Source organism: Bradyrhizobium huanghuaihaiense, assembly GCF_007830635.1.
Lineage (GTDB): Bacteria > Pseudomonadota > Alphaproteobacteria > Rhizobiales > Xanthobacteraceae > Bradyrhizobium > Bradyrhizobium huanghuaihaiense.
Map to the genome: position 1 here is coordinate 233676 of NZ_VLLA01000002.1, position 25761 is coordinate 259436.

Consider the following 25761-nt stretch of genomic DNA (forward strand, 5'->3'; position numbering starts at 1 on the left):
AGCCAACTCCGTCATCCTGAGGTGTGATCCCTGGGGCGCACTTGCGCACCGGGGTGAGCCTCGAAGGATGAACGGCCCGCGATGCAGCCGGGCCGTCGCCCTTCGAGGGCCGCTGAAGAAGCGGCCACCTCAGGGTGACGGTGACGCAGTGGCGCGGCATCCTCCGTTTCCCCCTCGCATGGCTGCGATGCCAATTTCGCAGTGCGGTAGCAGGGAAGTGAATGCAGGATAGTGCCTGGTAATTAGCGTTTCCGGCGGTGCTCGGGTAAAGGGGAATGAGGATCCCCATGGGGGCGGACTCCGTATCCCTGCTTGACCTGGAATTGCCTGGCGCATGATTGCTCTGGTCCGTATTGCCCTGAGCCGGCCCTATACGTTTGTCGTGCTGGCGCTCCTGCTGCTGATCATCGGACCGCTCGCAGCGCTGCGGACACCGACCGATATCTTCCCGGACATCCGCATCCCCGTCATCGGCGTGGTCTGGCAGTACACCGGCCTGCCGCCGGACCAGATGTCCGGCCGCATCACCACACCGTTCCAGCGCGCGCTGACGACGACCGTCAACGACATCGAGCACATCACGGCCAATTCCTATAACGGCTTCGGCATCATCAAGATCTTCTTCCAGCCGAACGTCGACATCCGCACCGCCAACGCGCAGGTCACCGCGATCTCGCAGACGCTGCTCAAGCAGATGCCGCCGGGCGCAACGCCGCCCCTGATCCTGAACTACTCGGCCTCGACCGTGCCGATCATCCAGGTGGCGCTGTCGGGCGATGGCCTCACCGAGCAGAACCTCGCCGACATCGGCATCAACCAGCTTCGCACGCCGCTGGTCACCGTGCCTGGCGCGGCGATCCCATACCCCTTTGGCGGCAAGCAGCGCCAGGTCCAGATCGATCTCGATCCGACCGCGCTCCAGGCCCGCGGGCTATCAGGCCAGGACGTCGCCAATGCGCTCGCCGCCCAGAACCTGATCACGCCGGTCGGCACCCAGAAGATCGGCCAGTTCGAATACAACATCCAGCTCAACAACTCGCCGCTCCGGATCGACGAGCTCGGCAACCTCCCGATCAAAACCGTCAACGGCGCCATGGTCTATGTGCGCGACGTCGCGACCGTGCGCGACGGCAATCCGCCACAAACCAACATCGTCCATGTCGACGGCAACCGTTCGGTGCTGATGATGGTGCTGAAGGCGGGCGCGACCTCGACGCTCGATATCATCGCCGGCATCAAGCAGAAGGTGATCGAGGTCAAGGACCAGCTTCCGGACGCCTTGAAGATCGGCTTCATCGGCGACCAGTCGGTGTTCGTCCGCGGCGCGATCGAGGGTGTCGCCTTCGAGGGCGTGATCGCGGCGCTGCTGACCAGCGTCATGATCCTCCTGTTCCTCGGCAGCTGGCGCTCGACCATCATCATCGCGGTCTCGATCCCGCTCTCGGTGCTTGGCGCCATCATCATGCTGTCGGCGATCGGCGAGACGCTGAACATCATGACGCTCGGCGGCCTCGCGCTCGCGGTCGGCATCCTCGTCGACGACGCCACCGTCACCATCGAGAACATCAACTACCATCTGGAGCAGGGCAAACCGGTCGAGCAATCGATCCTCGACGGCGCCAACCAGATCGTGACGCCGGCCTTCGTCTCGCTGCTCTGTATCTGCATCGTGTTCGTGCCGATGTTCTTTCTCACCGGCGTCGCGCGCTTCCTGTTCGTGCCGATGGCGGAAGCCGTGATGTTTGCGATGATCTGGTCGTTCATCCTGTCGCGCACGCTGGTGCCGACCATGGCGAACTACCTTCTCAAGGCGCATGTCCATCATGAGGGGGAGCCGCCGAAGTCGCGCAATCCGTTGGTCTGGTTCCAGCGCGGTTTCGAGAAACGCTTCGAGCGCGTTCGCGGCGGCTACCACGATTTCCTCGGCCTGGCGCTGGCGCATCGCGGCGTGTTCGTGATCGGCTTTATCTGCGTGGTCGGCGCGTCCTTCGCGCTGGTGCCGTTCCTCGGGCGTAACTTCTTCCCCGCGGTCGATGCCGGGAACATCCTGATGCATGTCCGCACCCAAGTCGGCACGCGCGTCGAGGAGACCGCCAACCAGCTCGCCGACGTGCAGAAGGCGGTGCGCAAGCTGATCCCGGGCGAGATCGAGACCATGACCGACAACATCGGCATGCCGATCTCCGGCATCAACATGACCTACAACAACACCGGCGTGATCGGTCCGCAGGACGGCGACATCCAGATCAAGCTGAAGGAGGGACACAAGCCGACCGAGGAGCATGTGAAGGTGCTGCGTGAGCAATTGCCGCGGCTCTTCCCCGGCGTCAGCTTCGCCTTCCTGCCGGCCGACATCGTCAGCCAGATCCTGAATTTTGGCGCGCCCGCGCCGATCGACCTGCAAATCCGCGGCGCCAATCTCAGCGCCAACTTTGCTTACGCCAACAGCCTGCTGGCGAAGGTCCGGCGCATTCCGGGCGTCGCCGATGCGCGCATCCAGCAATCGCCGAGCAATCCGACCTTCAACATCGACGTCGACCGCACCCGCGCCCAATATGTCGGACTGACCGAGCGCGATGTCACCAACAGCCTCGTGGTCAACCTCGCCGGCTCATCGCAGGTCGCGCCGACCTACTATCTCAACCCTGATAACGGCGTGTCCTACTCGATCGTGATGCAGACGCCGCAATACCAGATCGACTCGCTCAGCGCGCTGCAGACGCTGCCGATCACCGCTGCCGGCAACGCGCAGTCGCCGATCCTCGGCGGCATCGCCGACATCAAGCGCTCGACCTCGAGCGCGGTGGTGTCGCAATACGACATCCAGTCGATGGTGCAGATCTTTGCGACGACCTCGGGCCGCGATCTCGGCGCGGTCGCCGCCGACATCCGGAAGGTGATCGCCGACACCGCGAAGGAGGTGCCGAAGGGTTCTTCCGTGGTGCTGCTCGGTCAGGTGCAGACCATGAACAGCGCCTTCACCGGCCTCTTGTTCGGCCTGCTCGGCGCGGTCGTGCTGATCTACTTCCTCATCGTCGTGAACTTCCAGTCCTGGTCCGATCCGTTCGTGATCATCACGGCGCTGCCGGCCGCGCTCGCCGGCATCGTCTGGATGCTGTTCATGACGGAGACCACGCTGTCGGTCCCGGCGCTCACCGGCGCGATCATGTGCATGGGCGTTGCCACCGCCAACAGCGTGCTCGTGATCTCCTTCGCGCGCGAGCGTTACGAGGAGCTCGGCGATCCCATTGCGGCGGCACTCGAAGCCGGCTTCGTCCGGTTCCGCCCCGTCCTGATGACTGCGCTCGCCATGATCATCGGCATGGCGCCGATGGCCCTGGGGCTGGGCGAGGGCGGCGAGCAGAACGCGCCGCTCGGCCGCGCCGTGATCGGCGGCCTGATCTTTGCAACCTTCGCCACGCTGATGTTCGTTCCCGTGGTGTTCAGTATGGTCCACAAGAAACAAGGCGCCAAAGCCGCCGCCTCATTGGAGACTCCGCATGTCGCCCACTGAATCCCGCTCGGCGGTGTCGCACCGGAAACTGGGCATTGTCGGCGTGGTGGTGCTGATTGCGGCAGGCCTTGTCGTTGGCACCGGCATTCGCGCTCGTGAGGAGCAGGGCAGCAAGCTGAAGGAATGGACCGATGATCAGGCGGTTCCCAGCGTCGCGGTGACCCTGCCGAATGCCAAGGCGCTCAACGCCATCCTCGATCTGCCGGGCCGATTGGAAGCCTACTACCGTGCCCCGATCTTCGCGCGCGTGTCGGGTTACCTGAAGAGCTGGAGCGCCGACATGGGGGCCCGCGTCAAGGCCGGGCAGGTGATCGCTGAAATCGAGGCGCCGGATCTCGACCAGCAGCTGTTGCAGGCCCGCGCCGACCTTGCCAGCCAGCAGGCCAGCGCCAGGCTATCGGAAGCGACGCTGAACCGACGCAAGACGTTGGTCGCCTCCAACTTCGTCTCCGCGCAGGAGATCGACGAGCGCACCGCCGATCTCTCCAACAAGAACGCCGCCGTCAACTCGGGCAAGGCTAATGTCGAGCGGCTGGAAGCGCTGGCCGGCTACAAGAAGATCACCGCGCCGTTCGATGGCGTGGTCACCGCGCGCGACACCGACGTCGGCGCGCTGATCAATGCCGGCGGCGGCTCTGGCCCGGCTATGTTCGTGATATCAGACATCACCAAGCTGCGCGTCTACGTCAACGTGCCCCAGAACTACGTGCCGGCGATCAAGATCGGCGCCAAGGCGACGATCACGCTGCCGGAGTACCCGAACCGGACTTTCCAGGCGACAGTGGAGGCCTCCTCGCAGGCCGTCGACGTTGCCTCGGGCACGACACGGATGCAGCTTGGCCTCGACAATTCGAGCGGCGAGCTGATGCCGGGCGGCTATGCCAGCGTGAAGCTGAACCTCCAGCGCGACTCCGCCCCGCTCAGCATTCCCGCCAGTGCCCTGATCTTCAACGGCAGCGGCCTGCGCGTTGCGACGGTTGGGGCGGACGACAAGGTGTTGTTCAAGACCGTGACCATCGCCCGCGATCTCGGCCGCGAGATCGAGCTCGCCTCGGGCATCGCCGCCGATGATCGTGTCATTACCGCCCCGCCGGACGGTCTTGCGGATGGCGATGCGGTGCGCGTCGTCGGCGCCAAGGGCAAGCCGGCGACGGCGTCGGAGAAGCAGCCGCCGAAGAGTTAGGGCGCTTTCGTAGGGTGGGTTAGCCTTGCGACTGCGCAAAGCGCAGTTCGCATGGCGTAACCCACCACTTCTGTCTCCGCGGATACGAACAGTGGTGGGTTACGCCTTCGGCTAACCCACCCTACAAAGCTACGCCACCCGCCACCCCGGCACACCATCGACAGCCATCGTGATCTCGCCGAGCGAGCCCACCGGCGTGTGGTCCGTGTTGAGCAAATGCCCCAGCGTCGCACTATCGCTCGCCGGAATCCGCGCCAGCGTACGCCGATCATCCGCAGTGCGCAGCATCACCACGCCGTGCTCGACATCGCCGCCGCGGCCGTAGAGCACCGTGAAGCTCTCGACCTTGCCCTTGCCCGAGGCTTCCGTCACGAACTCCGGCACCGCGCGCTTGTTGCGATCGGCCTCGCCTTGCACGCTCGTCTCCTGCGTCAGCGCCTCGCGCGTCGGCGCCTTCGCCACGACCAGCGCGTGATGCTTGGTGACGAAGCCGCCTTGCCCATAGAGCAGGCCGAGCCTTGCGCCATCGCGCACACGCCGGATCATCGCGCAGGCCGCGTGCGTCATGTAGGTGTTGAGCGGCGCGCCGAAGAAGGTGAGACCGCCGGTCACGGTCGGCTGCACGTCGGCACCCAGGCCCAGCGTCCGCCGCGCCATCTTGGGCACGCAGGGGAAGCAGCTGTAGAGCTCGATCGCGTCGAATTTTCTGCCATCGCCCCCGGCGAGGTCCATCACCGCTTTCAGCACGGCGTTCTGTGGATGGCTCTCGTAGAACTGGTCGCGCAGCAGATAGTCGCGAGGTTCCTCCGCCGAGGCGCCGCCGAGGGGATAGACCAGCTTATCCTCGGCGATGCCTGCCGCGCGCGCCTTGGCGAGGCTCGTCAGCAGCAGCGCGCCGCCCATGTTGACACTGGGATTGGCGACCATGAGCTTGTTGTAGGGCCAGGCGATCAGCCGGTTGTCCGCCGTCGGCGTCGTGATCTCCTCAGGCGCATAGCGCCGTTTCAGCCAGGCATTTGGATTTTGCACCGCGGCTTCCGAATAGCGCGACCACAGCGTGCCTGACTCCGCCATCGCGTCGCGCGGCGTCTGACCCCAATGGGCGGACGAGGCGGCCTCGTAGAATGGATAGACCGTGACGGGCCGGAACACGCCGAGCTTCACCGCCAGCGGCTTCTGAAACGCCGCGCCGCGCTTGGGCTCCTCGACGTCATGGGCAAACGGCGTCCATGGCAATTTGACCCCGGCACGCTCCGCCTTGGTCGCGGTCGACTGCGCCTCCGCGCCGCAGATCGCGGCGACGGTGCATTCGCCGCGCGCGATGCGCTTGGCCGCCTCGTGGATGTAGCGGATCGGGCTCTCGCCGCCGACCGGGCCGTAATAGCAATGCTGGGGCGAGACGCCGAGCCGCTCCGCCAAAAGCTTCTCCGGATCGCGATAGCGCCAGCTCAGGAAGTTGACGACGTCGAGCGACTGCACCTCGCCGAGCAGCTTCGCGCCGGCATCCCGCTCGGCGCGCCGCAACGCCTGCTCAAGCAGGTCCAGCGGTTCCAGGCCCTCGGTGATCTCCTTGGGGCGGTCAACGATCTCGCCGATGCCGACGATGACGGGGATGCGGTCTTCGGGGGTATTTGCCATTTCTTCTTGCTTCAATTCACGATGTCAGTTGTTTCGTCATTGCGAGCGCAGCGAAGCAATCCAGGATCTTTCCGCAGAGGCAGTCTGGATTGCTTCGCTACGCTCGCAATGACGAGAGGGCTATCACTCCGCCACCAGCGCGTTCATGTGTTCGACGGCTTCGGCAAAATCTTCCTTGAACTCCTGCACCACCGCGCCGGCCGATTTCACGCTGTCGATCAGCCCGACGCCCTGGCCGACGAAGTAGCTGACGAGATCGCGCGCCTTGGCGTTGCCGCTTGCGGCCGCGCGATCGATCGCGTTGAAGGCGTCGCGGCTGACGATGCTCTGCAGCGGCATCGGCAGCGCGCCGGGGCTTTCGGGCGCACGGTCCCAGGCATCGGTCCAGACCGAGCGGAGCTGCCGTGCCGGCTTGCCGGTGCGTCCCTTCGAGCGGACCGCGTCACGCGAGGACGCCGCGATCATCTTCTCGCGGAAGATTTCCGTGGTCTCCGCCTCGACGGTCGCAAGCCACACCGATCCGGTCCAGGCGCCGGCCGCGCCCATCGCCATGCAGGCCGCCATCTGCCGACCCGTCATGATGCCGCCGGCCGCCAGCACCGGCACGTCGCGGATGGGCTTGATCGCCTTGATCACCTCCGGCACCAGCACCATTGTCGAGACCTCGCCGCAATGGCCGCCGGCCTCGGTGCCCTGCACCACAAGGATGTCGACGCCGGCCGCGACCTGGCGCAGCGCATGCTCCTTGGCGCCGACGAGCGCTGCGACCGGCACGCCGTGCGTCTTGCCCATCTCGATCATCGCCTTCGGCGGCACGCCCAGCGCATTTGCGATCAGGCGGATCGGATGATTGAAGGACACCTCGAGCAATTGAAGTGCGGTCTTCCCGTCGAACGGCTGCGGCTGATTGTCTGCGACTTCCGTGGTGGTCAGCTCGATATCGTATTTCTTCAGAAGATCGCGCGTGTAGTCGCGGTGCTCTTGCGGCACGCGCGCTTCGAGGCTCTTCCAGGTGACGTCCTTCTCGCCCGCCGTGGAGATGTTCTCGGGGATCAGCACGTCGACGCCGTAGGGCTTGCCGTCGACGTGATCGTCGATCCATGTCAGCTCGCGCTCGAGCGTATCGGGCGTGTGTACGGTGGCCCCTAACACGCCAAAGCCGCCGGCGCGGCTGACGGCGGCGACGACATCGCGGCAATGGCTGAAAGCGAGCAGCGGGAACTCGATGCCCAGCATGTCGCAGATCGGCGATTTCATGGCTCTCTCCCCGGCATCTTCGCGTTGCTGTTGTTGCTTTCGCTGCGAAGACCGTTCGACGCTAGCTCATCATTGCCTGCGATGCCATGCCGGATTCGGTCGCGCATCTTGCGTGCAGGCGCCGTGTGCCGGTTGAGCCATTCCGCTGCACAAAATAAGCAAGCCTGGCCGTGCCGATTTGCCTCTTGCGCTTCGGCATGCCCCGGAGAATGCTGGTGCACAACAACAGAAAACAACGAGGGAGCGCCAACCGATGTCGCCAGCGCAGTCGAGTCCGGCCGAGGCCGCGGAGACCTACGATGTGGTCGTCGTCGGCGCAGGCTTTGCCGGCATGTACATGCTGCATCGCCTGCGCGGGCTCGGCTTCTCGGCACGGGTCTATGAGCAGGGCGGCGGCGTCGGCGGCACCTGGTACTGGAACCGCTATCCCGGCGCGCGCTGCGATGTCGAGAGCATGCAATATTCCTACTCCTTCTCCGAGGAGCTCCAGCAGGAATGGGACTGGAGCGAGCGATACGCGCCGCAAGCAGAGATCTTGAAATACGCCAACCATGTCGCCGACCGTTTCGATCTGCGCCGCGACATCCAGTTCGACACGCGCGTCGAACGCGCAGTGTTCGATGAGCGCGGCAAGCGCTGGTCGGTGACGATCTCCGACGGCCGGACGGTTCAAGCGCAGTTCGTCGTGCTCGCCACCGGCTGCCTCTCGAACGCGCGCAAGCCCGACATCAACGGCCTCGAAAATTTCAAGGGCCCCGTCTACCATACCGGCAACTGGCCGCATGAGCCCGTGGACTTCAGCGGCCAGCGCGTCGGCCTGATCGGCACGGGATCGTCGGGCATCCAGTCCGCACCCATCATCGCCGAGCAGGCGAAACATCTCACCGTATTTCAGCGCACCGCGAATTTCTCGATTCCCGCCCGCAACGCCGCGCTCTCCGCCGGGGACCGCGATGCGTTCCGCAAGAACTATCCGGAGGTCCGCCGCTTCGCCCGCGAGGTCGCGCGCAACGGCATTTTTGCAGAGCAGCCCGATCGGGGCGCGCTCGACGACAGCGACGATACCAGGCGCGGCAAATACGAGAAGCGTTGGGAGCACGGCGGTCTCACCTTCATGTATGCCTATAACAATCTGGGCCTCGACCGAACTGCGAATGACACCGCCGCGGATTTCGTGCGTGGCAAGATCACGGAGATCGTCAAAGACCCAGCGACGGCAAAGCTGCTGCAGCCGAACAGCCATCCGATCGGGACCAAGCGCATCTGTATCGACACGGATTATTTCGTGACCTTCAACCGGCCGAACGTCTCGCTGGTGGACATCAAGACAACGCCGATCGAGGAGGTCACCGCGCATACGGTTCGTGTCGCGGGGAAGGATCACGAGGTCGACGCGCTGGTGCTGGCCACCGGCTTCGATGCCATGACCGGATCGGTTGCGAAGATCGACATTCGCGGCCGGGAGGGTTGGACCTTGAACCAGAAATGGGCGGAAGGCCCAAAGACCTATCTCGGGCTGATGAGCGCCGGCTTTCCGAACCTCTTCATCATCACCGGCCCCGGCAGCCCGTCGGTGCTGTCGAACATGATCGTGTCGATCGAGCAGCATGTCGACTGGATCGCCGATTGCCTGACCAACATGCGCAAGCGCGGCCTTGCGACCATCGAAGCGGGAGGGGACGCGGAGGAGAAATGGGTCGCGCACGTCAACGAGGTCGCCCAGGGCACGCTCTATCCGCAGGCCAATTCCTGGTACATGGGCGCCAATATCCCGAGCAAGCCGCGCATCTTCATGCCCTATATCGGCGGCGTTGGTACTTACCGGCGGATCTGCGACGAGGTCGCGGCGAAGGGGTATGAGGGATTCGTGATGGAAGCCGATGCAGCCGCGCCAGGCCGTGACGGGGTAGGTCAAGGCTGCATGACGCCGGCTTGAGGCCCGCGCCGGACGCAGAGCCGGCAGGGCTTGTCATCGGCCCTCCCAGGGCTAATTAATGCAGGCGCATCTTTCCGCCGGAGCCCCGCATGACCGACGCCCCCGCCTACGTGCCGCCCAAAGTCTGGACCTGGAACAAGGAGAATGGCGGGCAATTCGCCAGCATCAACCGCCCGATCGCCGGCCCCACCCACGACAAGGAGCTGCCGGTCGGCAAGCATCCGCTCCAGCTCTATTCGCTGGCGACCCCGAACGGGGTGAAGGTCACGGTGATGCTGGAGGAGCTGCTGGCGCTCGGCCACAAGGGGGCCGAATACGACGCCTGGCTGATCAGGATCGGCAATGGCGACCAGTTCGGCAGCGGCTTTGTCGACATCAACCCGAACTCGAAAATTCCCGCGCTGATGGACCGCTCGGGTCCGGAGCCGATCCGGGTGTTCGAGTCCGGCTCGATCCTGTTCTACCTCGCCGAAAAGTTCGGCGCCTTCCTGCCCAAGGACATCAAGACCCGCACCGAAGCGATGTCCTGGCTGTTCTGGCAGATGGGCAGCGCGCCCTATCTCGGCGGCGGCTTCGGGCATTTCTACGCCTATGCGCCGTTCAAGATCGAATATGCCATCGATCGCTTCGCCATGGAGACCAAGCGCCAGCTCGACGTGCTCGACCGTCGCCTTGCCGACAACGAATATCTCGCAGGCAAGGAGTACACCATCGCCGATATCGCGGTGTGGCCCTGGTACGGCGCGCTCGCCAAGGGGCTGGTCTACGGCGCCGGCGAATTCCTCTCCGTGCAGGACTACAAGCACGTGCAGCGCTGGACCGACCAGATCGCAAAGCGCCCGGCCGTGAAGCGCGGCCGCATGGTCAACCGCGTCTCCGGCGATCCCGCCAGCCAACTCCACGAGCGCCACGACGCCGGCGATTTCGAGACGAAGACGCAGGACAAGCTCGCGCCCGCGACGTAGCCCTTCTTCGCCTCTCTCCGCGTGCGGAGAGCTCGTAGGGTGGGCAAAGCGAAAGCGTGCCCACCACTTCTTGCGAGGCCCGTGATGGTGGGCACGGCGCGCGAAGTGCGCGCCTTTGCCCACCCTACGGCATCTCGCGGCTCACGCCATGCTCAGCTCGTGGCGGCCGACCACCATCCAGTGCACCTCGTCCGGACCATCCGCGAACCGCAGGTGCCGCACGTCCTGGTACATCTCGGCGAGCGGGGTCCAGTGCGAGATGCCGGTGGCGCCGTGCATCTGGATGGCCTGGTCGATGATCTTGCAGGCGCGCTCGGGCACCATGGCCTTGACCATGGAGACCCAGACGCGGGCTTCCTTGTTTCCGAGCACGTCCATCGCCTTGGCGGCCTTCAGCACCATCAGCCGCATCGCCTCGATCTCGCAGCGCGCCTGCGCGATGATCTGCATGTTGCCGCCGAGATGGGCGATCTTCTTGCCGAAGGCTTCGCGGGTGAGGCCACGCTGCACCATCAGATCAAGCGCCTTCTCGGCCTTGCCGATGGTGCGCATGCAGTGATGGATGCGGCCGGGGCCGAGGCGCAGCTGCGAGATCTCGAAACCGCGGCCTTCGCCGAGCAGCATGTTCTCCTTCGGCACGCGCACATTGTTGAAGCGCATGTGCATGTGACCGCGCGGGGCGTGGTCCTGGCCGAACACATACATGGGGCCGAGCACCTCGACGCCGGGCGTGTCGCGCGGCACCAGGATCTGCGACTGCTGCTTGCTCGGCGCCGCGTCCGGATTGGTCTTCACCATCACGATGAGGATCTTGCAGCGGGGATCGCCGAGACCGGAGATGTAATATTTCTCGCCGTTGATGACCCATTCGTCGCCGACGAGCTTTGCCGTGGTCGAGATGTTCTTGGCGTCGGAGGAGGCGACGTTCGGCTCGGTCATGACATAGGCGGAGCGGATCTCGCCGTTGAGCAGCGGCTTCAGCCACTTCTCCTTCTGCTCCTTGGTGCCGACGCGCTCCAGCACCTCCATGTTGCCGGTGTCCGGCGCCGAGCAGTTCATGGTCTCAGAGGCCAGCGGGCTCTTGCCGAGCTCGACCGCGATATAGGCATAGTCGAGATTCTTCAGGCCCTGGCCGGTGTCGTCATCGGGCAGGAAGAAGTTCCAGAGGCCTTCCTGCTTGGCCTTGTTCTTGGCCTTCTCCAGCACCTCGAGCTGCTTCGGCGTGAAGCTCCAGCGATCCTCCTTGCCTTCGCCCGCCTTGGCGAATTCGATCGACATCGGCTCGACGGTGTCGCGGATGAATTTCCTGACGTGATCGTAGAGCGGCCGGACCTGGTCCGACATGCGCAGATCGTTGAGCTCGTCGCCCGGATTGAGCGTGTAGTTGGTGGTGCGGGGAATGTAGGTGTGTTTTGTCATTGGTCCTCCCGGGGGCGCTGAGTTCGCGTTGGCCGGAAGAATAGTCGTAGCGACGCCAAAGTGCGAGCGCGTATTTTTCACGCGGAGCCATGCCACGCGATGGAATATCGCGAGGGCGTTTGAAATGTTGTTTGAATGGGCGAGGTCTCTCACCGACGTCGTCCCGGACAAGCGCGCCTCAAGCGCGCGCAGATCCGGGACCCATACGCCGTAGCAATCGTTTTACGAAGGCTCGGAGTTGCCAGCTAGCGCCATAACCGCTCCCCGTGGTTATGGGTCCCCGCTTTCGCGGGGACGACACCGCGTGTGGAGTTGCCAGCTCAGTTCGGCATCCGGTGCATCGCGCAGATCTTGTTGCCGTCGAGGTCGCGCAGATAGGCGAGATAGAGCTTGTTGCCCGCGCCCTCGCGGATGCCGGGCGGATTTTCGATCGGCGTTCCGCCGGCGGCGACGCCGGCTGCGTGCCATTTGTCGACCTGCTCCGGCGAGTTGGCGGCAAAGCCGATGGTGCCGCCGTTCGCACAGGTCGCCGGCTCGCCGTTGATCGGCTTCGACACCGAGAACACGCCGGTCTTGGTGAAGTAGAAGATGCGATGGCCGTCGACCTTGGCCGGGCGCACCTCGAGCGTGCTCAGCAGGCTGTCGTAGAACGCCTTGGCCTTGTCCAGATCGTTGGTGCCGATCATGATGTGTGAGAACATTTGCCCATTCCCCTCAGAGTTTGTAGCCCGGATGGAGCGCAGCGAAATCCGGGTCTTGCTTGCTTTTGGAAATCCCGGATTGCGCTTCGCTCCATCCGGGCTACGAAATCAGAACGCGGTATAGCCGCCGTCGATCACGAACGTGTCCGCGGTGTGATAGGACGACGCCTTGCTCATCAGGTACACCGCGATGCCGCCGAAGTCGGATGCCTCGCCGAAGCGGCGCTGGGGAATCCGCGGCATCACGTTGGCGACGAATTTTTCGTTGGCCATGAGACCTGATGTCATGTCGCTCCTGATCCAGCCGGGCAGGATCGCATTCGCGGTGACGCCGTGCCGCGCCAGCTCGACGCCGAGTGCGCGCACCAGCGCGTTGATCGCGGCCTTGGTCGCGGCATAGTGCTCATTGCGCGCGGTGCCGAAGATCGAGGCGAGGCTCGAGGTCGCAACCAGCCGGCCGAAGGGATCGCCGGCATTGGCGCGCTCGGTCATGTGTTTCGCGGCGGCCTGGAACGCGTGGAAGACGCCGTCGAGATTGGTCGCAAACATCGTGCGCCATTCCTCCTCGGTGCGCTCGATGAAGGAGCGCCGGCCGCCGCCGCCGATGCCGGCATTGGCAAAGCAGCCGTCGACCCGGCCGAAGGTGTCGAGCGTGGCCTTCATCGCGGCATTCACGGAAGCTGGATCGGTGACGTCGCAAACGCGGGTATCCACCTTGCCTGATAGCCCCGCCATGCTCGCGGCAGCAGCCTTGTTCTTGTCAGCATTGCGGCCCCAGATCGAGACGTTGCAGCCCTGGCCGGCAAGCGCCTGTGCGATGCCGAGCCCGATGCCGCCATTGCCGCCGGTGATCACGGCGACGCGGCCGGAGAGGTCGAAAATGTTCATGGCGCGTTTCCTGGTCCTGGCGAGGTTTCTTGGCAAGGTTTCTTGGCAAGGTTTCTTGGTATGGCGCGCGTCAGCCGGTGCGCGCAAGATCGTGCGATATGACGGTGGGGTATGCTTTCGTCACCATGGACAAGACCGCGCCAAAAATCAAATATGCGCCCCGGCAAAAAAGTAATTCCGGTCTGCGAAACTGACGCAGGCCGCAACTGACGAGGAAACAATGCAGTTCAAACACGTCACGCTCGATTTCGATGGCTCGGTCGCGATCCTCAAGCTCGACCATCAGGAGGTGATGAACGCGGTCTCCATGGACATGCTCGGCGGGCTTGCCGAGGCGCTCGACACGATCGAGGAGAAGAAGGACGAGGTGCGCTGCATCGTGCTGACCGGCGCGGGCCGCGCCTTCTGCACCGGCGCCAATCTGCAAGGGCGCAACAACCAGTCGAAGAAGACCAAGGCCGGCCTGACGCTGGAGACCGGCTTTCATCCCTTCCTGCGCCGCATCCGCAATCTGCACTGTCCGATCATCACCGCGGTCAACGGCCCGGCCGCCGGCGCCGGCATGAGCTTCGCACTGCTCGGCGACATGATTTTGTGCGCGCGCTCGTCATATTTCCTGCAAGCCTTCCGCCGCATCGGCCTCGTGCCGGATTGCGGCTCGACCTGGCTGCTGCCGCGCCTGATCGGCAAGGCGCGCTCGATCGAATTGTCGCTGATGGGCGAGCGGCTGCCGGCCGAGAAGGCCCTGGAATGGGGCCTCGTCAACCGCGTCTACGACGATGGCGTGCTGATGGAGGAAGCGATGAAGCTCGCGCGCGAGCTTGCCAGTGGCCCGACGGTGGCGCTGGCGCTGATCCGCAAGCTCTATTGGGACAGCCCGGAGAATTCCTTCGAGGATCAGCTCAACCTCGAATTCCAGTGCCAGCTCCGCGCCGGCGACACCCAGGATTTTCGCGAGGGCGTCGGCGCGTTCCTGGAGAAGCGTCCCGCGCAGTTCAAGGGCAAATGATCGAGACGGAGCTTTCCCGCAGCGTTCAGCGCTGGTGCAAGGGCGCGACCGGCGTCACCGGCGCGGCAAAGCTCTCCGGCGGCGCCAGCCAGGAGACCTGGCGCTTCGACATCGTGCATCCCGATGGGCCGATCGGCGCGATCCTGCGCCGCTCGCCGAAGGGCTATGGCGCAGCCCCGACACGCGCGGCAGGCCTCGCCGCCGAGGCGCAGCTGATGCAGCTTGCCTTTGAAGTCGGTGTGCCGTCGCCGCGCGTAATGCACGTGCTGACGGCCGAGGACGATCTCGGCACCGGCTTCATCATGCAGCGGGTCGAGGGCGAGACCATCGCCCGCAAGATTCTTCGCGATGAGGAGTTTGCCGCGGCGCGGCCGCTGCTCGCACGGCAGATCGGCGGCATTCTCGCGGGCCTGCACAGGCTGCCGCAGGACAAATTGCCCGAGCTGCGCAGCCGCGGCGCGACCCAGGAGATATCTGAGTTCGAGCGCGACTATCGCAGCCTGAACTGGCCAAAACCCGTGTTCGAGCTGGCGCTGCGCTGGCTGCGCGACCACGATCCCGGCCCCTCAGTCGAGACCACGCTGGTGCACGGCGATTTCCGCAACGGCAATCTCATCATCGGCCCCGACGGTGTCCGCGCCGTGCTGGACTGGGAACTGGCCCATCTCGGCGACCCCATGGAGGATCTCGGCTGGGTCTGCGTCAACTCCTGGCGCTTTGGCGAGATCGACAAGCCCGTCGGCGGCTTTGGCTCGCGCGAGGAGCTGTTCGCCGGTTACGCGGCCGCCGGCCGCAAGGTCGACGCAGCGCGCGTAAAGTTCTGGGAAGTGATGGGGACGCTGCGCTGGGGCATCATGTGCGGCGGCATGATGCAGCGTTTTCGCGAGGGCCCGGACCATTCCATGGAGCGCGCCATGATCGGCCGCCGCGCCTCCGAGACCGAGATCGATCTGTTGCGGCTCTTGGCGCCGCGCGGGAGTTGATACATGCAGGACGAGCCGACCCCGGTCGAGCTGACCAAGTCAGTCGCCGATTTCCTCCGCAGCGACATCACGCCGCTGATCTCCGGCCATCAGGCCTTCAAGCTGCGCGTCGCCATCAACATCCTCGATCTCGTCACGCGACAGCTGACGCAGGAGGAGGGGAGCGCTGCGAAGGAGGTTGAACGCCTGCGCGCGCTGCTCGGGATCGACGGCTCGGTGACCGAGCTCAACCGCGTGCTGGCGGAGCGGATCGCCAAGGGCGAGGTCGATCTCGCAACTCCAGGCCTAGCCGAGCATCTGTGGGTGACCACGATGGACAAGCTCGCGGTGGATCAGCCGAACTATGCGTCGTACAAGCGGGAGCTGGGGCGCAATCCGTAGGATGGGTAGAGCGAAGCGAAACCCATCATCTCGCACCTTGCCCTGCCATTGATGGGTTTCGCTGCGCTCTACCCATCCTACGCACTCCATCCGCCGTCATTGCGAGGAGCCCTTGCGACGAAGCAATCCAGACTGCCTCCGGGGCGAGATTCTGGATTGCTTCGCTGCGCTCGCAATGACGATGGAAAAACCGCGTTACTTCCCCACCCATTTCGGCGGCCGCTTCTCCGAGAACGCTTTCGGGCCCTCGATATAGTCCTGCGAGGCCGCCATCGCCTGCACGGCCGGATAGTCGCGCTGCTCCGCGATCGCCTGTTCCAGCGACACGCCAAGCCCGCGCTGAATGGCCTGCTTCGACGCCCGGATCGACATCGGCGAGTTCTTGCTGATCATCTCGGCCCAGCGCAGCGCGGCGACGAGCGCTTCGCCCTGCGGCACCACCTCGTTGACGAAGCCGAGCTCAAGACCTTCCTTGGCGCTGACATGGCGCGCGGTGAGGATCATGCCCATGGCGCGCTTCAGCCCGATCTGCCGTGGCAGCCGGTGCAGGCCGCCGGCGAGCGCGGCGAGGCCCACGCGCGGCTCGGGCAGGGCGAAGGTCGCATTCTCCGCGGCGATGATCAGGTCGCAGGCGAGCGCGATCTCGAAGCCGCCGCCCATCGCAACGCCGTTCACCGCGGCGATGATCGGCTTGTCGCAGTCGAATCGCGCAGTGAGGCCGGCAAAGCCGCCCTTGTCCCAGCCGCGCTTTCCGCCGGCGGCCTGCCACTTCAGATCGTTGCCGGCGCAGAACGCCTTGTCGCCGCTGCCTGTGACGATCGCAATCCACTGCTCGGGATCGGTCGAGAAATCGTCGAATACCTTCTGCAGCTCGAAATGCGCATCCGTGTGCAGCGCGTTGTAGACCTCGGGCCGCGACAACGTGACGATCGTGATCGGTCCCTTGCGTTCCACCTTGGAAAATTTCAGCTCCATCGCGCGCTCCCGCATTTTCTCGTGAAGGAATATTGGCGTCATACTACCGCGCGCCGACGCCGGAGCACCATCGAATTGCGCAAAGCGCTTTGCGCGGCCGGCACGTCTCGGCTTGCTTGACTTGCATGGGCTCTTCTCACCTTAATCATGCGAAGCAAAAATCTGCGTAGCGCCTTAACGCAAAACGATAAAATCAATCCGGGAGAGAACCGTGGATTTCTCATTGCCTGCCGACCTCGTCGCCTATCTCGGAGAGCTCGACCGTTTCATCGAACGCGAGATCAAGCCGCTGGAGGAGGCCGACGACAACATCCGCTTCTTCGACCACCGCCGCGAATGGGCGCGCACCGATTTCGAGAATGGCGGCTTGCCGCGGCACGAATGGGAAGCGTTGCTGCGCAAGGCCAAGGATCTCGCGGACGCCGCCGGGCATCTGCGCTTTCCGGTGCCGAAGCAATATGGCGGCAAGGACGGCTCCAACCTCTGGATGGCCGTGATCCGCGAGCACTTTGCCGCGAAGGGGCTCGGCCTGCACAACGATCTCCAGAACGAGCATTCGATCGTCGGCAATTTCCCCGTCGTCACCATGCTCGACCGCTACGGCCGCGACGACCAGAAGGCGATGATCGACGGCTCGATCCGGGGCAAGTATCGCATCACGTTTGGCCTGACCGAGCCGCATCACGGCTCGGACGCCACCCACATGGAGACGCGCGCGGTGCCCGCGACCCGCGATAACGTCAAGGGCTGGATCATCAACGGCGAGAAGATGTGGACCACCGGCATGCACGTCGCAACGCACTGCGCGCTGTTCGCGCGCACGTCGGGCAACGACGGCGATGCCCGCGGCATCACCTGCTTCCTGGTGCCGGCAAAGAGCCACGGCGTCAAGGTCGAGGAGTACATGTGGACCTTCAACATGCCGACCGACCATCCACGCGTCAGCTTCACCGACGTGTTCGTGCCCGAGGATGCACAATTCGGCGAGGTCGGCCGCGGCCTGTCGCTGGCGCAATGCTTCGTGCACCAGAACCGCATCCGCCAAGCCGCGAGCTCGCTGGGCGCCGCCGTCTACTGCATCAACGAGAGCGTGAAATACGCGCGCGAGCGAAAGCCGTTCGGCAGGGCGCTCGCGGAGAACCAGGCGATCCAGTTCCCGCTGGTCGAGCTTGCCACGCAAGCCGAGATGCTGCGCCTTCTGATCCGCAAGACCGCCTGGGAGATGGACCAGCTCACCGAGGAGCAGATCGAGCGCACGCTGTCGGACCGCGTCTCCATGTGCAATTATTTTGCAAACCGCCTCTGCTGCGAATCTGCCGACCGCGCCATGCAGGTGCATGGCGGCATGGGCTACTCACGCCACAAGCCGTTCGAGCACATCTACCGCCACCACCGCCGCTACCGCATCACCGAGGGCAGCGAGGAGATCCAGATGCGGAAGGTGGCCGGATTCCTGTTTGGGTATATGGGGCCGGGGAAGCATTGAGGCGCACAGCTATCGTAGGGTGGGCAAAGCGAAGCGTGCCCACCACCTCTCGCTAATGTGGAGGAAACGTGGGCACGGCGCTTTGCGCCTTTGCCGCCCTACGGCACCGCCATTGTTGCGCGTTGTCTCTCCCCAGCGTCGTCCCCGCGAACGCGGGGACCCATAACCCCAGGGAGAGGTTTGGGGCGATTTGGTAACTCCGAGTCTCGTCAAACCTCTCCCCGGGGTTATGGGTTCCGGGCTCGCGCTGCGTGCGCCCCGGGACGACCTCGCGATCAATTCACCCGTCGATCCTTTCCCGCCCAATACGGCTCGCGCAACTGCCGCCGCAAGATCTTGCCGCTTGGATTCCGCGGCAGCGCCGGCAGGAACTCCACGCTCTTCGGCGTCTTGTAGCCGGCGATGCGCTCGCGGGTGAAGTTGATGATGTCGGCGGCGGTCGCCTGCTTGCCTGATTTCATCACCACCACGGCCTTCACCGCTTCGCCCCATTTGTCGTCGGGCACGCCGATCACGGCAGCTTCGGCGACATCTGGATGATCGCACAGTGCGCTCTCGACCTCGGCGGGATAGATGTTCTCGCCGCCGGAGATGATCATGTCCTTGATGCGGTCGTGGATGTAGAGATAGCCGTCCTCGTCCATGTAGCCGGCATCACCCGTGCGCAGCCAGCCGTCGCCGCGCAGCGTGGCGGCGGTCGCCTCCGGCAGGTTCCAGTAGCCCGCCATGTTGGAGCCCGAGCGCGTCGCGATCTCGCCGACCTCGCGCGGCGGCAACGGCTTGCCGTCCGCATCCAGAATCGCGATTTCGACGCCCGGCAGTGCCTTGCCGGCCGAGCGCATCCGCTCGAGCCCCTCGACATGGTCCTCCGGCGGCAGCGCGACGATGGTGCCCGTGGTCTCGGTCATGCCGTACATCTGCACGAAGCCGCATTTGAAGACCTCAATGCACTCCTTCAGCAGCGCCGCCGGAATCGGGGAGGCGCCGTACAGCATGTATTTCAGCCTGGAGAAATCGACGGTCCTCGCGCGCGGCTGCCGCACCACGAATTGCATCGCCGCCGGCACCATGAAGAGCTTGGTTATCCCCGACCGCTCGAAGAAGTCCAGCACCTTGGTCGGATCGAACTCGCGCGCGATCACGCCGCGGGCGCCGTGATAGAGCCCCATCACGCCCCAACCCGAGCCGCCGATGTGGAAGATCGGCATCGCCACCAGCGAGACGTCGTCAGTCGACCACCGGTTCCACTCCGGCTTGTCTTCGGCGCTGCCAGTCTGCACCAGATTGAGGAAGTTCGCATGCGACAGCATGGCGCCTTTCGGCTTGCCCGTGGTGCCCGAGGTGTAGAGCTGGATCGCGATGTCCTTCGTGTCGATCGGCACTTTTGGATCGTCGCCACTCTGCGCATCGCGCCACGCGGTAAAATCCTGCCATTCCGGCGCGCCGCCTTCGGTCGTGATGATGGTGCGCACGCCCGGGATCTGGTCCCTGATTTGCCGCACCTGCGTGATGAACTCCGGTCCGACGAACAGCACCGGCGCCTTGCAATCCGAAACGATGAAGGCGACCTCCGGCCCTGCGAGCCGCCAGTTCACCGGCGCCATCACCACGCCGGCCTTCATCGCGCCCATCAGCAGCTCGAAATAGAGATCGCTGTTCTTGCCGAGATAGGCGATGCGGTCGCCCTTCGTCACGCCCATGGCGATGAGTGCGTTCGCGACCTTGTTGGTCTTGATGTCGAATTCGGCAAAGCTGGTGGCGCGGCCCTCGAACTCATAGGCAATGGCGCTGCCGCGGCTTCTCGCGCGCTCGCGCACCATGTCGGTGAGGTCAGCCAATGGCTGTGTGGACATGTTTCTCCCGTACGTCTTGTTTTTATGCCTGGGAGTGTGGCGTCATCCGCGGACGAAGACAAGATGGGCCCAGCTGTCGTCCCGGACAAGCGCGCGTAGATCCGGGACCCATAGCCACGAGACGCAATTTGGCGAAGACCGGTCATGACCAATCTTCGCCAAACGACATTCGGTGGTAATGGGTCCTGGCTTTCGCCAGGACGACGATTGGGGAATCTTCGTTGTCCCGGGCAAACGCGGTCTCGTGTCCCGGACGCGCTGCAGCGCCCTTGCGCTGCTGCGCAGAGCCGGGACCCATGCTGCTTACGCGTTTGAAGAGAGATGGGCCCCGGCTCAGCAGCGCACCACGCCGAAGGCGGCGCGCTGCGCTGCGTCCGGGGCACGAGAGAGCATCACCCCCGCTTCGCCCGATCCTTCTCGTTCTGCGCCATGATGCTCTCGCGCGCGGTTTTCCAGTCGTCGTCGCTCCAGTCGCGGAGCTGGTAGAAATTGCCGCCCATCGCGAGCGCCTGGGCGCCGTCCATGGCGATGGTTTCGCCGTTGATCCAGTCGCAGCCGCCGGAGATCAGGAACACCGCGAGGTTCTGCAGTTCCTCCATGGTGCCGACGCGGCCCATCGGGTTCATCGCCCTGGTGCGCGCGCCGGCTTCATCGCCCGGCTTGATGCGCTTGCTCATGCCCTCGGTCGGGATTTCGCCCGGCGCGATGGTGTTGAGGCGGATGCCGTAGCGGCCCCATTCGGTCGCAAGCGACATGGTCATGGCGTGGATCGCCGACTTGCTCATCGCCGACGGCACCACATAGGGCGAGCCGTTGCGCACCCAGGTCACGGTGATCGAGACGACATTGCCGGGCTGCTTCAACGCAATCCAGCGCTTGCCGATCGCGTGCGTCACGTAGAACGTGCCGTGCATGACGATGTTGGCGACCGCATCGAAGCCGCGCGGCGACAGCTCCTCGCTGCGCGAGATAAAATTGCCGGCAGCATTGTTGATGAGATCGGTGAGGGGACCATCGCGAAAGATGTTCTCGATCATCTCGTCGACCGCGAGCGCGTTGCGGATGTCGACGCCGTGGCTGGTGACGCGGCCGCCATAGAGATCCATCAGCTCGGTCGCGGTCTCGTCGCACACGATCTTGCGCCGGCCGCAGATATGCACCTCGGCGCCGAGCTGGAGGAAGCGCGCCGCCATCGACTTGCCGAGCCCGGTGCCGCCGCCGGTCACGAGAATGCGCCGTCCGGCCAGAAGATTTTCCTTGAACATCGCCGTTTCTCCCGTACGGATTGTCAGTTAATTGGTCGATTGACTAAATCCGGCCGTCAGCTTTCTGTAAAGCGGCACCGAACAAGAACAGGGAGAATTCATCCATGGAAGAGCGCGTCTCGATCTCGATCTCGGAAGGCGTCGCCGACGTGCGCCTGGTGCGCGCGGACAAGATGAACGCGCTCGATCAGGCTATGTTCGAGGCCCTTGTGGCCGCAACGGACCGGCTTTCAAAGGACAAGAGCGTGCGCGTCGTCGTGTTGTCGGGTGAAGGCCGCGCCTTCTGCGCCGGTCTCGACATGGGGCGTTTTGCCGCCATGAAGGAGAAAGGCGGCAATGGAATTCCGGGTGGCGAAAATCGCGACCTCACCGTGCGCACGCATGGCCAGGCGAACTTTCCCCAAGCCGCGGTATGGGGATGGCGCCAGCTTCCGGTTCCCGTGATCGCGGCTGTGCACGGCGTCGCCTTTGGCGGCGGCTTCCAGCTCTCGCTCGGCGCCGACATGCGGTTCCTCAGCCCGGATGCGCGGATGTCGGTGATGGAGATCAAATGGGGCCTCGTCCCTGACATGGCCGGCACGCCGATCCTGGCTTCGCTGGTGCGCGACGATATCTTGCGCGACCTCACCTATACGGGCCGCATCTTCTGCGCGCAGGAGGCGATGACTTACGGCCTCGCCACGCGCATCTGCGACGACCCGCGCGCGGCCGCATTGGAAGTCGCGCGCGAGATCGCGGGAAAAAGCCCCGATGCGATCCGCGCCGCCAAGCGGTTGCTCAACAACCTCTCGGTCGATCCGGGGCCCGCGCTGCTCGCCGAATCCGTCGAGCAGCAAAAGCTGATCGGTAGTGCGAACCAGACCGAGGCGGTGCGCGCCAATCTTGAGAAGCGCGCGCCGAAGTTTGCGGATTAGTCTCTCCGTCGTTCCGGGATGGTCCGAAGGACCAGACCCGGAACCTCGAGATTCCGGGTTCGGCTCTCCGAGCCGCCCCGGAATGACAAACACAACAACAAAGAAAAACAAAAATGAGCGAAACGTCCCAATTCTTCGGCATCGTCTCCGGCGATCGCCGCCGTTCCCATGCGGAGGTCACCAATCGCGCCGACCGCATCGCAAGCGGCCTCGCCAGGATCGGCGTCCGCCAGGGCGATTGCGTCTGCATGCTGATGCGCAACGACATCGCCTTCCTCGAAGCCGCCTACGCGGCAATGCGGCTCGGGGCCTATGGCGTGCCGATCAACTGGCACTTCAAGCCGGAGGAAATCAACTACATCCTTGGCGACACGGGCACGTCCGTGCTGATCGGGCATGCCGATATGCTGCATGCGCTGCGCGATGCGATTCCAGCGGGCGTCACCGTGCTCAGCGTGCCGCCGCCGCCGGAGATCCTGTCCAACTACAAGATCGATCCGGATCACCTGACCACGCCGGATTTTGCGATCGATTTCGAATCCTGGCTCGCGCAGCAGCAGCCCTATGATGGTCCGATCGTGCCGCAGCCCATGAACATGATCTACACGTCAGGGACAACAGGCCATCCCAAGGGCGTGCGGCGCAACGCGCCGACACCGGATCAGCAGGCCGCCGGCGAACGCATGCGTGCGATGATCTACGGGCTCAAGCCCGGCGCCCGCGCGCTGCTGCCGGGCCCGCTCTATCATTCCGCGCCGAACTCTTTCGGTATCCGCGCCGGCAAGCTCGGCGGCGCGCTGGTGCTGATGCCGCGCTTCGAGGCGGAGGAATTTCTGGAGCTGATCGAGCGCTACAAGATCGACACCATCTTCATGGTGCCGACGATGTTCATCCGCCTGATGAAGCTGCCGGAGGAGGTGCGCAGGAAGTACGACGTCTCCTCGCTGCGCCACATCATCCATGCCGCCGCGCCGTGTCCGGCCGACGTCAAGCGCGCGATGATCGAGTGGTGGGGGCCGGTGATCTACGAATTCTACGGCTCGACCGAATCCAGCGCCGTCACCTTCGCGACCTCGGAGGATGCGCTGAAGAAGCCGGGCACCGTCGGCAAGATCTCGCCCGGCGCCGAGCTGCGCTTCATCGGCGAGGACGGCCGCGTGATCGGCGTGGGCGAGATCGGCGAGATCTATTCCCGCATGGCCGAGCTTGCCGATTTCACCTACCACAACAAGCCGGAGAAGCGCGCCGAGATCGATCGCGACGGCTTCATCACTTCGGGCGATGTCGGCTACATCGACGAGGACGGCTACGTCTTCATCTGCGACCGCAAGCGCGACATGGTGATCTCGGGTGGCGTCAACATCTATCCGGCCGAGATCGAATCCGTGCTGCACGCCGTGCCCGGCGTGCATGATTGCGCGGTGTTCGGCATCCCCGATGCCGAGTTCGGCGAGGCGCTGATGGCGGTGGTCGAGCCGCAAGCCGGCGTCACGCTCGATGCCGCCGATGTACGTGCGCGGCTGAAGACCTCGCTCGCCGACTACAAGGTGCCAAAGCACATCGAGATCCGCAGCGGGCTGCCGCGCGAAGATTCCGGCAAGATCTTCAAGCGCCGCCTCCGCGATCCCTATTGGGAGCAGGCGGGCCGGAAGATTTGACACTGCGTAGCCCGGATGAGCGAAGCGATATCCGGGACAGTGCGAGTTAAGGCCCCGGATGTCGCTTCGCTCATCGGGGCTACGAGAACCGGCAAGAGGAGGCAATGGAGTAGCAATCATCGATCGGCTCGGCTAGGTTGCGGTTATCGTTGTCTGCAGCTTGCGATCATTCATGCCGTCTTACCGTGCCAGTCCCGGCTTCTTCGAAGTCCCCCATGCCGCCGTCTACGCGCTGATGACGGTGACGGTCCTCGCATCGGGCTTCTGCTTCATCCAGGCAGGCGGCCCGGCGGCGCCGGCCGAGTTGCTGTATCGCTACGGCGGCATGTATGCGACCGCGATCGCGCGGCACGAATACTGGCGCCTCGTCGCCTATGGCTTCCTGCACGTCAATTTCGTCCACCTCACCATGAACATGTTGTGTCTGGTGCTGTGGGGCGGACATCTCGAGCGGCGGGTCGGACCGGCCTATTTCCTCATCATCTATCTCTGCGCCATGGTGTTCGGCGCCGTCATCGGCAATGGCATCCATTCCACGCCCTATTTGACGGTCGGTGCGTCCGGCGCCACGTCGGGTATCCTCGGCGCGCTGCTCTGCCTGTGGATCCTCGGCAAGCTCGATGTCAGGTTCGACTTCTTCGCGATCAACATCGGATTGAACATCGCGTTCGCGTTCGGCAATTCGCGGATCGACTGGGGCGTCCATCTCGGTGGGTTTGTGGCCGGGCTGATCGCCTGCGCCGTGCTGGACCTGATCGAGAAGGCGAATGCCTGGCTGCTTCGCTGCAAGTTTCCCGAAACGGTGAAGGTCAATCTCACCCTGCTTGGATGTGTCGTTGCGCTGTGGGCCTGGAGCGGCCCGGCTCAGGCGATCGCAGCCGGGGGCTCTGGATGGGGCCTGGCCATCGTGGTCGTGGTCGCATGTTGTGCCGCCGTGAAGACGATTGATCTCGTACTCTCCATGAAGAAGGGCCTTGCGATCGTCGTGGCGGTTTTGGCCGGAGCGAACGCCGCCGCCGTGATGCTTTCCGGTTGGGCGCTGGCATCGTCTTGCAGCCCGCGCTGGCCGACCGGTTCCGTTCCCTTCGATAATGTCCTCGTCACATTCTGTCCCAATCCTGTTCTCATTTCGGGGCTGGCCGCGATCGGCGCCGCCGCGCTGACGCTTTGGCTCTGCTCGAAGGAGATCTCGCGCGGGATCGAGGATGTCGGGTTTGTCGGCGCCTCGCTGCGTGCCGAACGAAGCCGGCGTCATGGACTATGACCGCGGAGGTCGTGCTATAAGAGGGCTCATCGACCGCGGATCGTCCCATGACCCCCGTTTCCATCCTGCTCAACATCCTCTGGATTCTCATCGGCGGCGCCTGGATGGCGTTCGGCTGGCTGGTGGCCGCGGTGATCATGGCCGTCACCATCATCGGCCTGCCCTGGGCGCGGGCGGCCTTCAACATCGCCGTCTATACGCTGCTGCCGTTCGGCTCCCGGGCGGTCAACCGTTACGACGTCACGGGTGTCGAGGATATCGGCACCGGCCCGCTCGGGGTGATCGGCAACATCATCTGGTTCGTGCTGGCCGGCTGGTGGCTGGCGCTCGGCCACCTCGTGACCGCGCTGGTGCTCGCGATCACCATCATCGGCATTCCCTTCGCCTGGGCCCATCTGAAGCTCGCCGGCATCGCGCTCTGGCCGATCGGCAAGGTGATCGTGCCGGCCTGATCACCCGGCCTGTTGTGGGA

Annotated in this window: 20 protein-coding genes; 12 read left to right on the forward strand and 8 right to left on the reverse strand. The window is 64.5% G+C overall.

Annotated elements, in window-relative coordinates:
• Window positions 1–334: 334 nt before the first annotated feature.
• A complete protein-coding gene (locus tag IQ16_RS05120; RefSeq protein ID WP_018648079.1) occupies window positions 335–3514 on the forward strand; it encodes an efflux RND transporter permease subunit in 3180 nt (1059 codons plus the stop codon).
• Window positions 3501–4697, forward strand: a complete 1197-nt coding sequence (locus IQ16_RS05125; protein WP_018648078.1) for an efflux RND transporter periplasmic adaptor subunit — start codon at window positions 3501–3503, stop codon at window positions 4695–4697. The genes IQ16_RS05120 and IQ16_RS05125 overlap by 14 nt, the downstream gene beginning before the upstream one ends.
• 129 nt (window positions 4698–4826) lie before the next feature.
• Here IQ16_RS05125 and IQ16_RS05130 read toward each other — a convergent pair whose 3' ends face one another.
• Window positions 4827–6335, reverse strand: coding sequence for an acetyl-CoA acetyltransferase (locus IQ16_RS05130; RefSeq protein ID WP_018648077.1), 1509 nt, complete (start codon window positions 6333–6335; stop codon window positions 4827–4829).
• Between the two features lie 123 nt (window positions 6336–6458).
• On the reverse strand, window positions 6459–7592 hold the full coding sequence (locus IQ16_RS05135; protein ID WP_018648076.1) for a nitronate monooxygenase: 1134 nt from the start codon (window positions 7590–7592) through the stop codon (window positions 6459–6461).
• A 253-nt stretch (window positions 7593–7845) separates the two neighbouring features.
• Here IQ16_RS05135 and IQ16_RS05140 point away from each other — a divergent pair, with 253 nt between their 5' ends.
• Together IQ16_RS05140 and yghU are read left to right on the forward strand one after the other, a co-directional pair.
• Window positions 7846–9528 carry a flavin-containing monooxygenase gene (locus tag IQ16_RS05140; RefSeq protein WP_018648074.1) on the forward strand — a complete coding sequence of 561 codons (1683 nt, stop codon included), beginning with the start codon at window positions 7846–7848 and terminating at the stop codon, window positions 9526–9528.
• A gap of 89 nt (window positions 9529–9617) precedes the next feature.
• On the forward strand, window positions 9618–10493 hold the full coding sequence (yghU, locus tag IQ16_RS05145; protein ID WP_018648073.1) for a glutathione-dependent disulfide-bond oxidoreductase: 876 nt from the start codon (window positions 9618–9620) through the stop codon (window positions 10491–10493).
• 141 nt (window positions 10494–10634) lie between these two features.
• Here the strand turns inward: yghU and IQ16_RS05150 are convergent, their stop codons facing one another.
• From IQ16_RS05150 to IQ16_RS05160, 3 genes are all read right to left on the reverse strand, one after another.
• Complete coding sequence (locus tag IQ16_RS05150; protein ID WP_018648072.1) at window positions 10635–11912, reverse strand: acyl-CoA dehydrogenase family protein; 1278 nt, start codon at window positions 11910–11912, stop codon at window positions 10635–10637.
• A 320-nt stretch (window positions 11913–12232) separates the two neighbouring features.
• Entirely contained in the window at window positions 12233–12613 is a 381-nt protein-coding gene (locus tag IQ16_RS05155) for a VOC family protein (RefSeq protein ID WP_018648071.1), read from the reverse strand.
• Between the two features lie 108 nt (window positions 12614–12721).
• Window positions 12722–13501, reverse strand: coding sequence for an SDR family NAD(P)-dependent oxidoreductase (locus tag IQ16_RS05160; protein WP_018648070.1), 780 nt, complete (start codon window positions 13499–13501; stop codon window positions 12722–12724).
• Window positions 13502–13721: 220 nt separating this feature from the next.
• Here IQ16_RS05160 and IQ16_RS05165 point away from each other — a divergent pair, with 220 nt between their 5' ends.
• The 3 genes from IQ16_RS05165 to IQ16_RS05175 are packed head-to-tail and all read left to right on the forward strand — an operon-like array spanning window position 13722 to window position 15874.
• Window positions 13722–14510, forward strand: coding sequence for an enoyl-CoA hydratase/isomerase (locus IQ16_RS05165; protein WP_018648069.1), 789 nt, complete (start codon window positions 13722–13724; stop codon window positions 14508–14510).
• Window positions 14507–15493, forward strand: coding sequence for a phosphotransferase family protein (locus IQ16_RS05170; protein ID WP_018648068.1), 987 nt, complete (start codon window positions 14507–14509; stop codon window positions 15491–15493). The genes IQ16_RS05165 and IQ16_RS05170 overlap by 4 nt, the downstream gene beginning before the upstream one ends.
• 3 nt (window positions 15494–15496) lie before the next feature.
• Entirely contained in the window at window positions 15497–15874 is a 378-nt protein-coding gene (locus IQ16_RS05175; RefSeq protein ID WP_018648067.1) for a DUF6285 domain-containing protein, read from the forward strand.
• A gap of 195 nt (window positions 15875–16069) precedes the next feature.
• Here the strand turns inward: IQ16_RS05175 and IQ16_RS05180 are convergent, their stop codons facing one another.
• The gene (locus IQ16_RS05180; RefSeq protein ID WP_020608144.1) at window positions 16070–16849 is read right to left on the reverse strand and encodes an enoyl-CoA hydratase-related protein; all 780 of its coding nucleotides are present in this window, start codon (window positions 16847–16849) and stop codon (window positions 16070–16072) included.
• Window positions 16850–17060: 211 nt separating this feature from the next.
• On the opposite strand from IQ16_RS05180, the gene IQ16_RS05185 reads away from it, so the two are divergent.
• Window positions 17061–18335 carry an acyl-CoA dehydrogenase family protein gene (locus IQ16_RS05185; protein WP_018648065.1) on the forward strand — a complete coding sequence of 425 codons (1275 nt, stop codon included), beginning with the start codon at window positions 17061–17063 and terminating at the stop codon, window positions 18333–18335.
• 275 nt (window positions 18336–18610) lie between these two features.
• Here IQ16_RS05185 and IQ16_RS05190 read toward each other — a convergent pair whose 3' ends face one another.
• Window positions 18611–20188 carry a fatty acid--CoA ligase gene (locus IQ16_RS05190; protein ID WP_018648064.1) on the reverse strand — a complete coding sequence of 526 codons (1578 nt, stop codon included), beginning with the start codon at window positions 20186–20188 and terminating at the stop codon, window positions 18611–18613.
• A 392-nt stretch (window positions 20189–20580) separates the two neighbouring features.
• Window positions 20581–21453 (reverse strand): SDR family oxidoreductase, encoded by an 873-nt coding sequence (locus IQ16_RS05195; RefSeq protein ID WP_018648063.1) that lies wholly within the window; start codon window positions 21451–21453, stop codon window positions 20581–20583.
• Window positions 21454–21557: 104 nt separating this feature from the next.
• Between IQ16_RS05195 and IQ16_RS05200 the strand changes: the two genes are divergently transcribed.
• The 4 genes from IQ16_RS05200 (at window position 21558) to IQ16_RS05215 (ending at window position 25741) form a co-directional block, all read left to right on the forward strand.
• A complete protein-coding gene (locus IQ16_RS05200) occupies window positions 21558–22367 on the forward strand; it encodes a crotonase/enoyl-CoA hydratase family protein (RefSeq protein WP_018648062.1) in 810 nt (269 codons plus the stop codon).
• Window positions 22368–22480: 113 nt separating this feature from the next.
• Window positions 22481–24025, forward strand: coding sequence for an acyl-CoA synthetase (locus IQ16_RS05205; protein WP_018648061.1), 1545 nt, complete (start codon window positions 22481–22483; stop codon window positions 24023–24025).
• 172 nt (window positions 24026–24197) lie between these two features.
• A complete protein-coding gene (locus IQ16_RS05210) occupies window positions 24198–25289 on the forward strand; it encodes a rhomboid family intramembrane serine protease (RefSeq protein ID WP_018648060.1) in 1092 nt (363 codons plus the stop codon).
• A 47-nt stretch (window positions 25290–25336) separates the two neighbouring features.
• Window positions 25337–25741, forward strand: coding sequence for a YccF domain-containing protein (locus tag IQ16_RS05215; RefSeq protein WP_018648059.1), 405 nt, complete (start codon window positions 25337–25339; stop codon window positions 25739–25741).
• Window positions 25742–25761 lie beyond the last annotated feature (20 nt).

What these genes read in the sequence shown, in the direction of transcription:
- IQ16_RS05120 (WP_018648079.1), top strand. Translation starts at nt 335, where the DNA reads ATGATTGCTCTGGTCCGTATTGCCCTGAGCCGGCCCTATACGTTTGTC.
- IQ16_RS05125 (WP_018648078.1), top strand. Translation starts at nt 3,501, where the DNA reads ATGTCGCCCACTGAATCCCGCTCGGCGGTGTCGCACCGGAAACTGGGC.
- IQ16_RS05130 (WP_018648077.1), bottom strand. Translation starts at nt 6,335, where the DNA reads ATGGCAAATACCCCCGAAGACCGCATCCCCGTCATCGTCGGCATCGGC.
- IQ16_RS05135 (WP_018648076.1), bottom strand. Translation starts at nt 7,592, where the DNA reads ATGAAATCGCCGATCTGCGACATGCTGGGCATCGAGTTCCCGCTGCTC.
- IQ16_RS05140 (WP_018648074.1), top strand. Translation starts at nt 7,846, where the DNA reads ATGTCGCCAGCGCAGTCGAGTCCGGCCGAGGCCGCGGAGACCTACGAT.
- yghU (WP_018648073.1), top strand. Translation starts at nt 9,618, where the DNA reads ATGACCGACGCCCCCGCCTACGTGCCGCCCAAAGTCTGGACCTGGAAC.
- IQ16_RS05150 (WP_018648072.1), bottom strand. Translation starts at nt 11,912, where the DNA reads ATGACAAAACACACCTACATTCCCCGCACCACCAACTACACGCTCAAT.
- IQ16_RS05155 (WP_018648071.1), bottom strand. Translation starts at nt 12,613, where the DNA reads ATGTTCTCACACATCATGATCGGCACCAACGATCTGGACAAGGCCAAG.
- IQ16_RS05160 (WP_018648070.1), bottom strand. Translation starts at nt 13,501, where the DNA reads ATGAACATTTTCGACCTCTCCGGCCGCGTCGCCGTGATCACCGGCGGC.
- IQ16_RS05165 (WP_018648069.1), top strand. Translation starts at nt 13,722, where the DNA reads ATGCAGTTCAAACACGTCACGCTCGATTTCGATGGCTCGGTCGCGATC.
- IQ16_RS05170 (WP_018648068.1), top strand. Translation starts at nt 14,507, where the DNA reads ATGATCGAGACGGAGCTTTCCCGCAGCGTTCAGCGCTGGTGCAAGGGC.
- IQ16_RS05175 (WP_018648067.1), top strand. Translation starts at nt 15,497, where the DNA reads ATGCAGGACGAGCCGACCCCGGTCGAGCTGACCAAGTCAGTCGCCGAT.
- IQ16_RS05180 (WP_020608144.1), bottom strand. Translation starts at nt 16,849, where the DNA reads ATGGAGCTGAAATTTTCCAAGGTGGAACGCAAGGGACCGATCACGATC.
- IQ16_RS05190 (WP_018648064.1), bottom strand. Translation starts at nt 20,188, where the DNA reads ATGTCCACACAGCCATTGGCTGACCTCACCGACATGGTGCGCGAGCGC.
- IQ16_RS05195 (WP_018648063.1), bottom strand. Translation starts at nt 21,453, where the DNA reads ATGTTCAAGGAAAATCTTCTGGCCGGACGGCGCATTCTCGTGACCGGC.
- IQ16_RS05200 (WP_018648062.1), top strand. Translation starts at nt 21,558, where the DNA reads ATGGAAGAGCGCGTCTCGATCTCGATCTCGGAAGGCGTCGCCGACGTG.
- IQ16_RS05205 (WP_018648061.1), top strand. Translation starts at nt 22,481, where the DNA reads ATGAGCGAAACGTCCCAATTCTTCGGCATCGTCTCCGGCGATCGCCGC.
- IQ16_RS05210 (WP_018648060.1), top strand. Translation starts at nt 24,198, where the DNA reads ATGCCGTCTTACCGTGCCAGTCCCGGCTTCTTCGAAGTCCCCCATGCC.
- IQ16_RS05215 (WP_018648059.1), top strand. Translation starts at nt 25,337, where the DNA reads ATGACCCCCGTTTCCATCCTGCTCAACATCCTCTGGATTCTCATCGGC.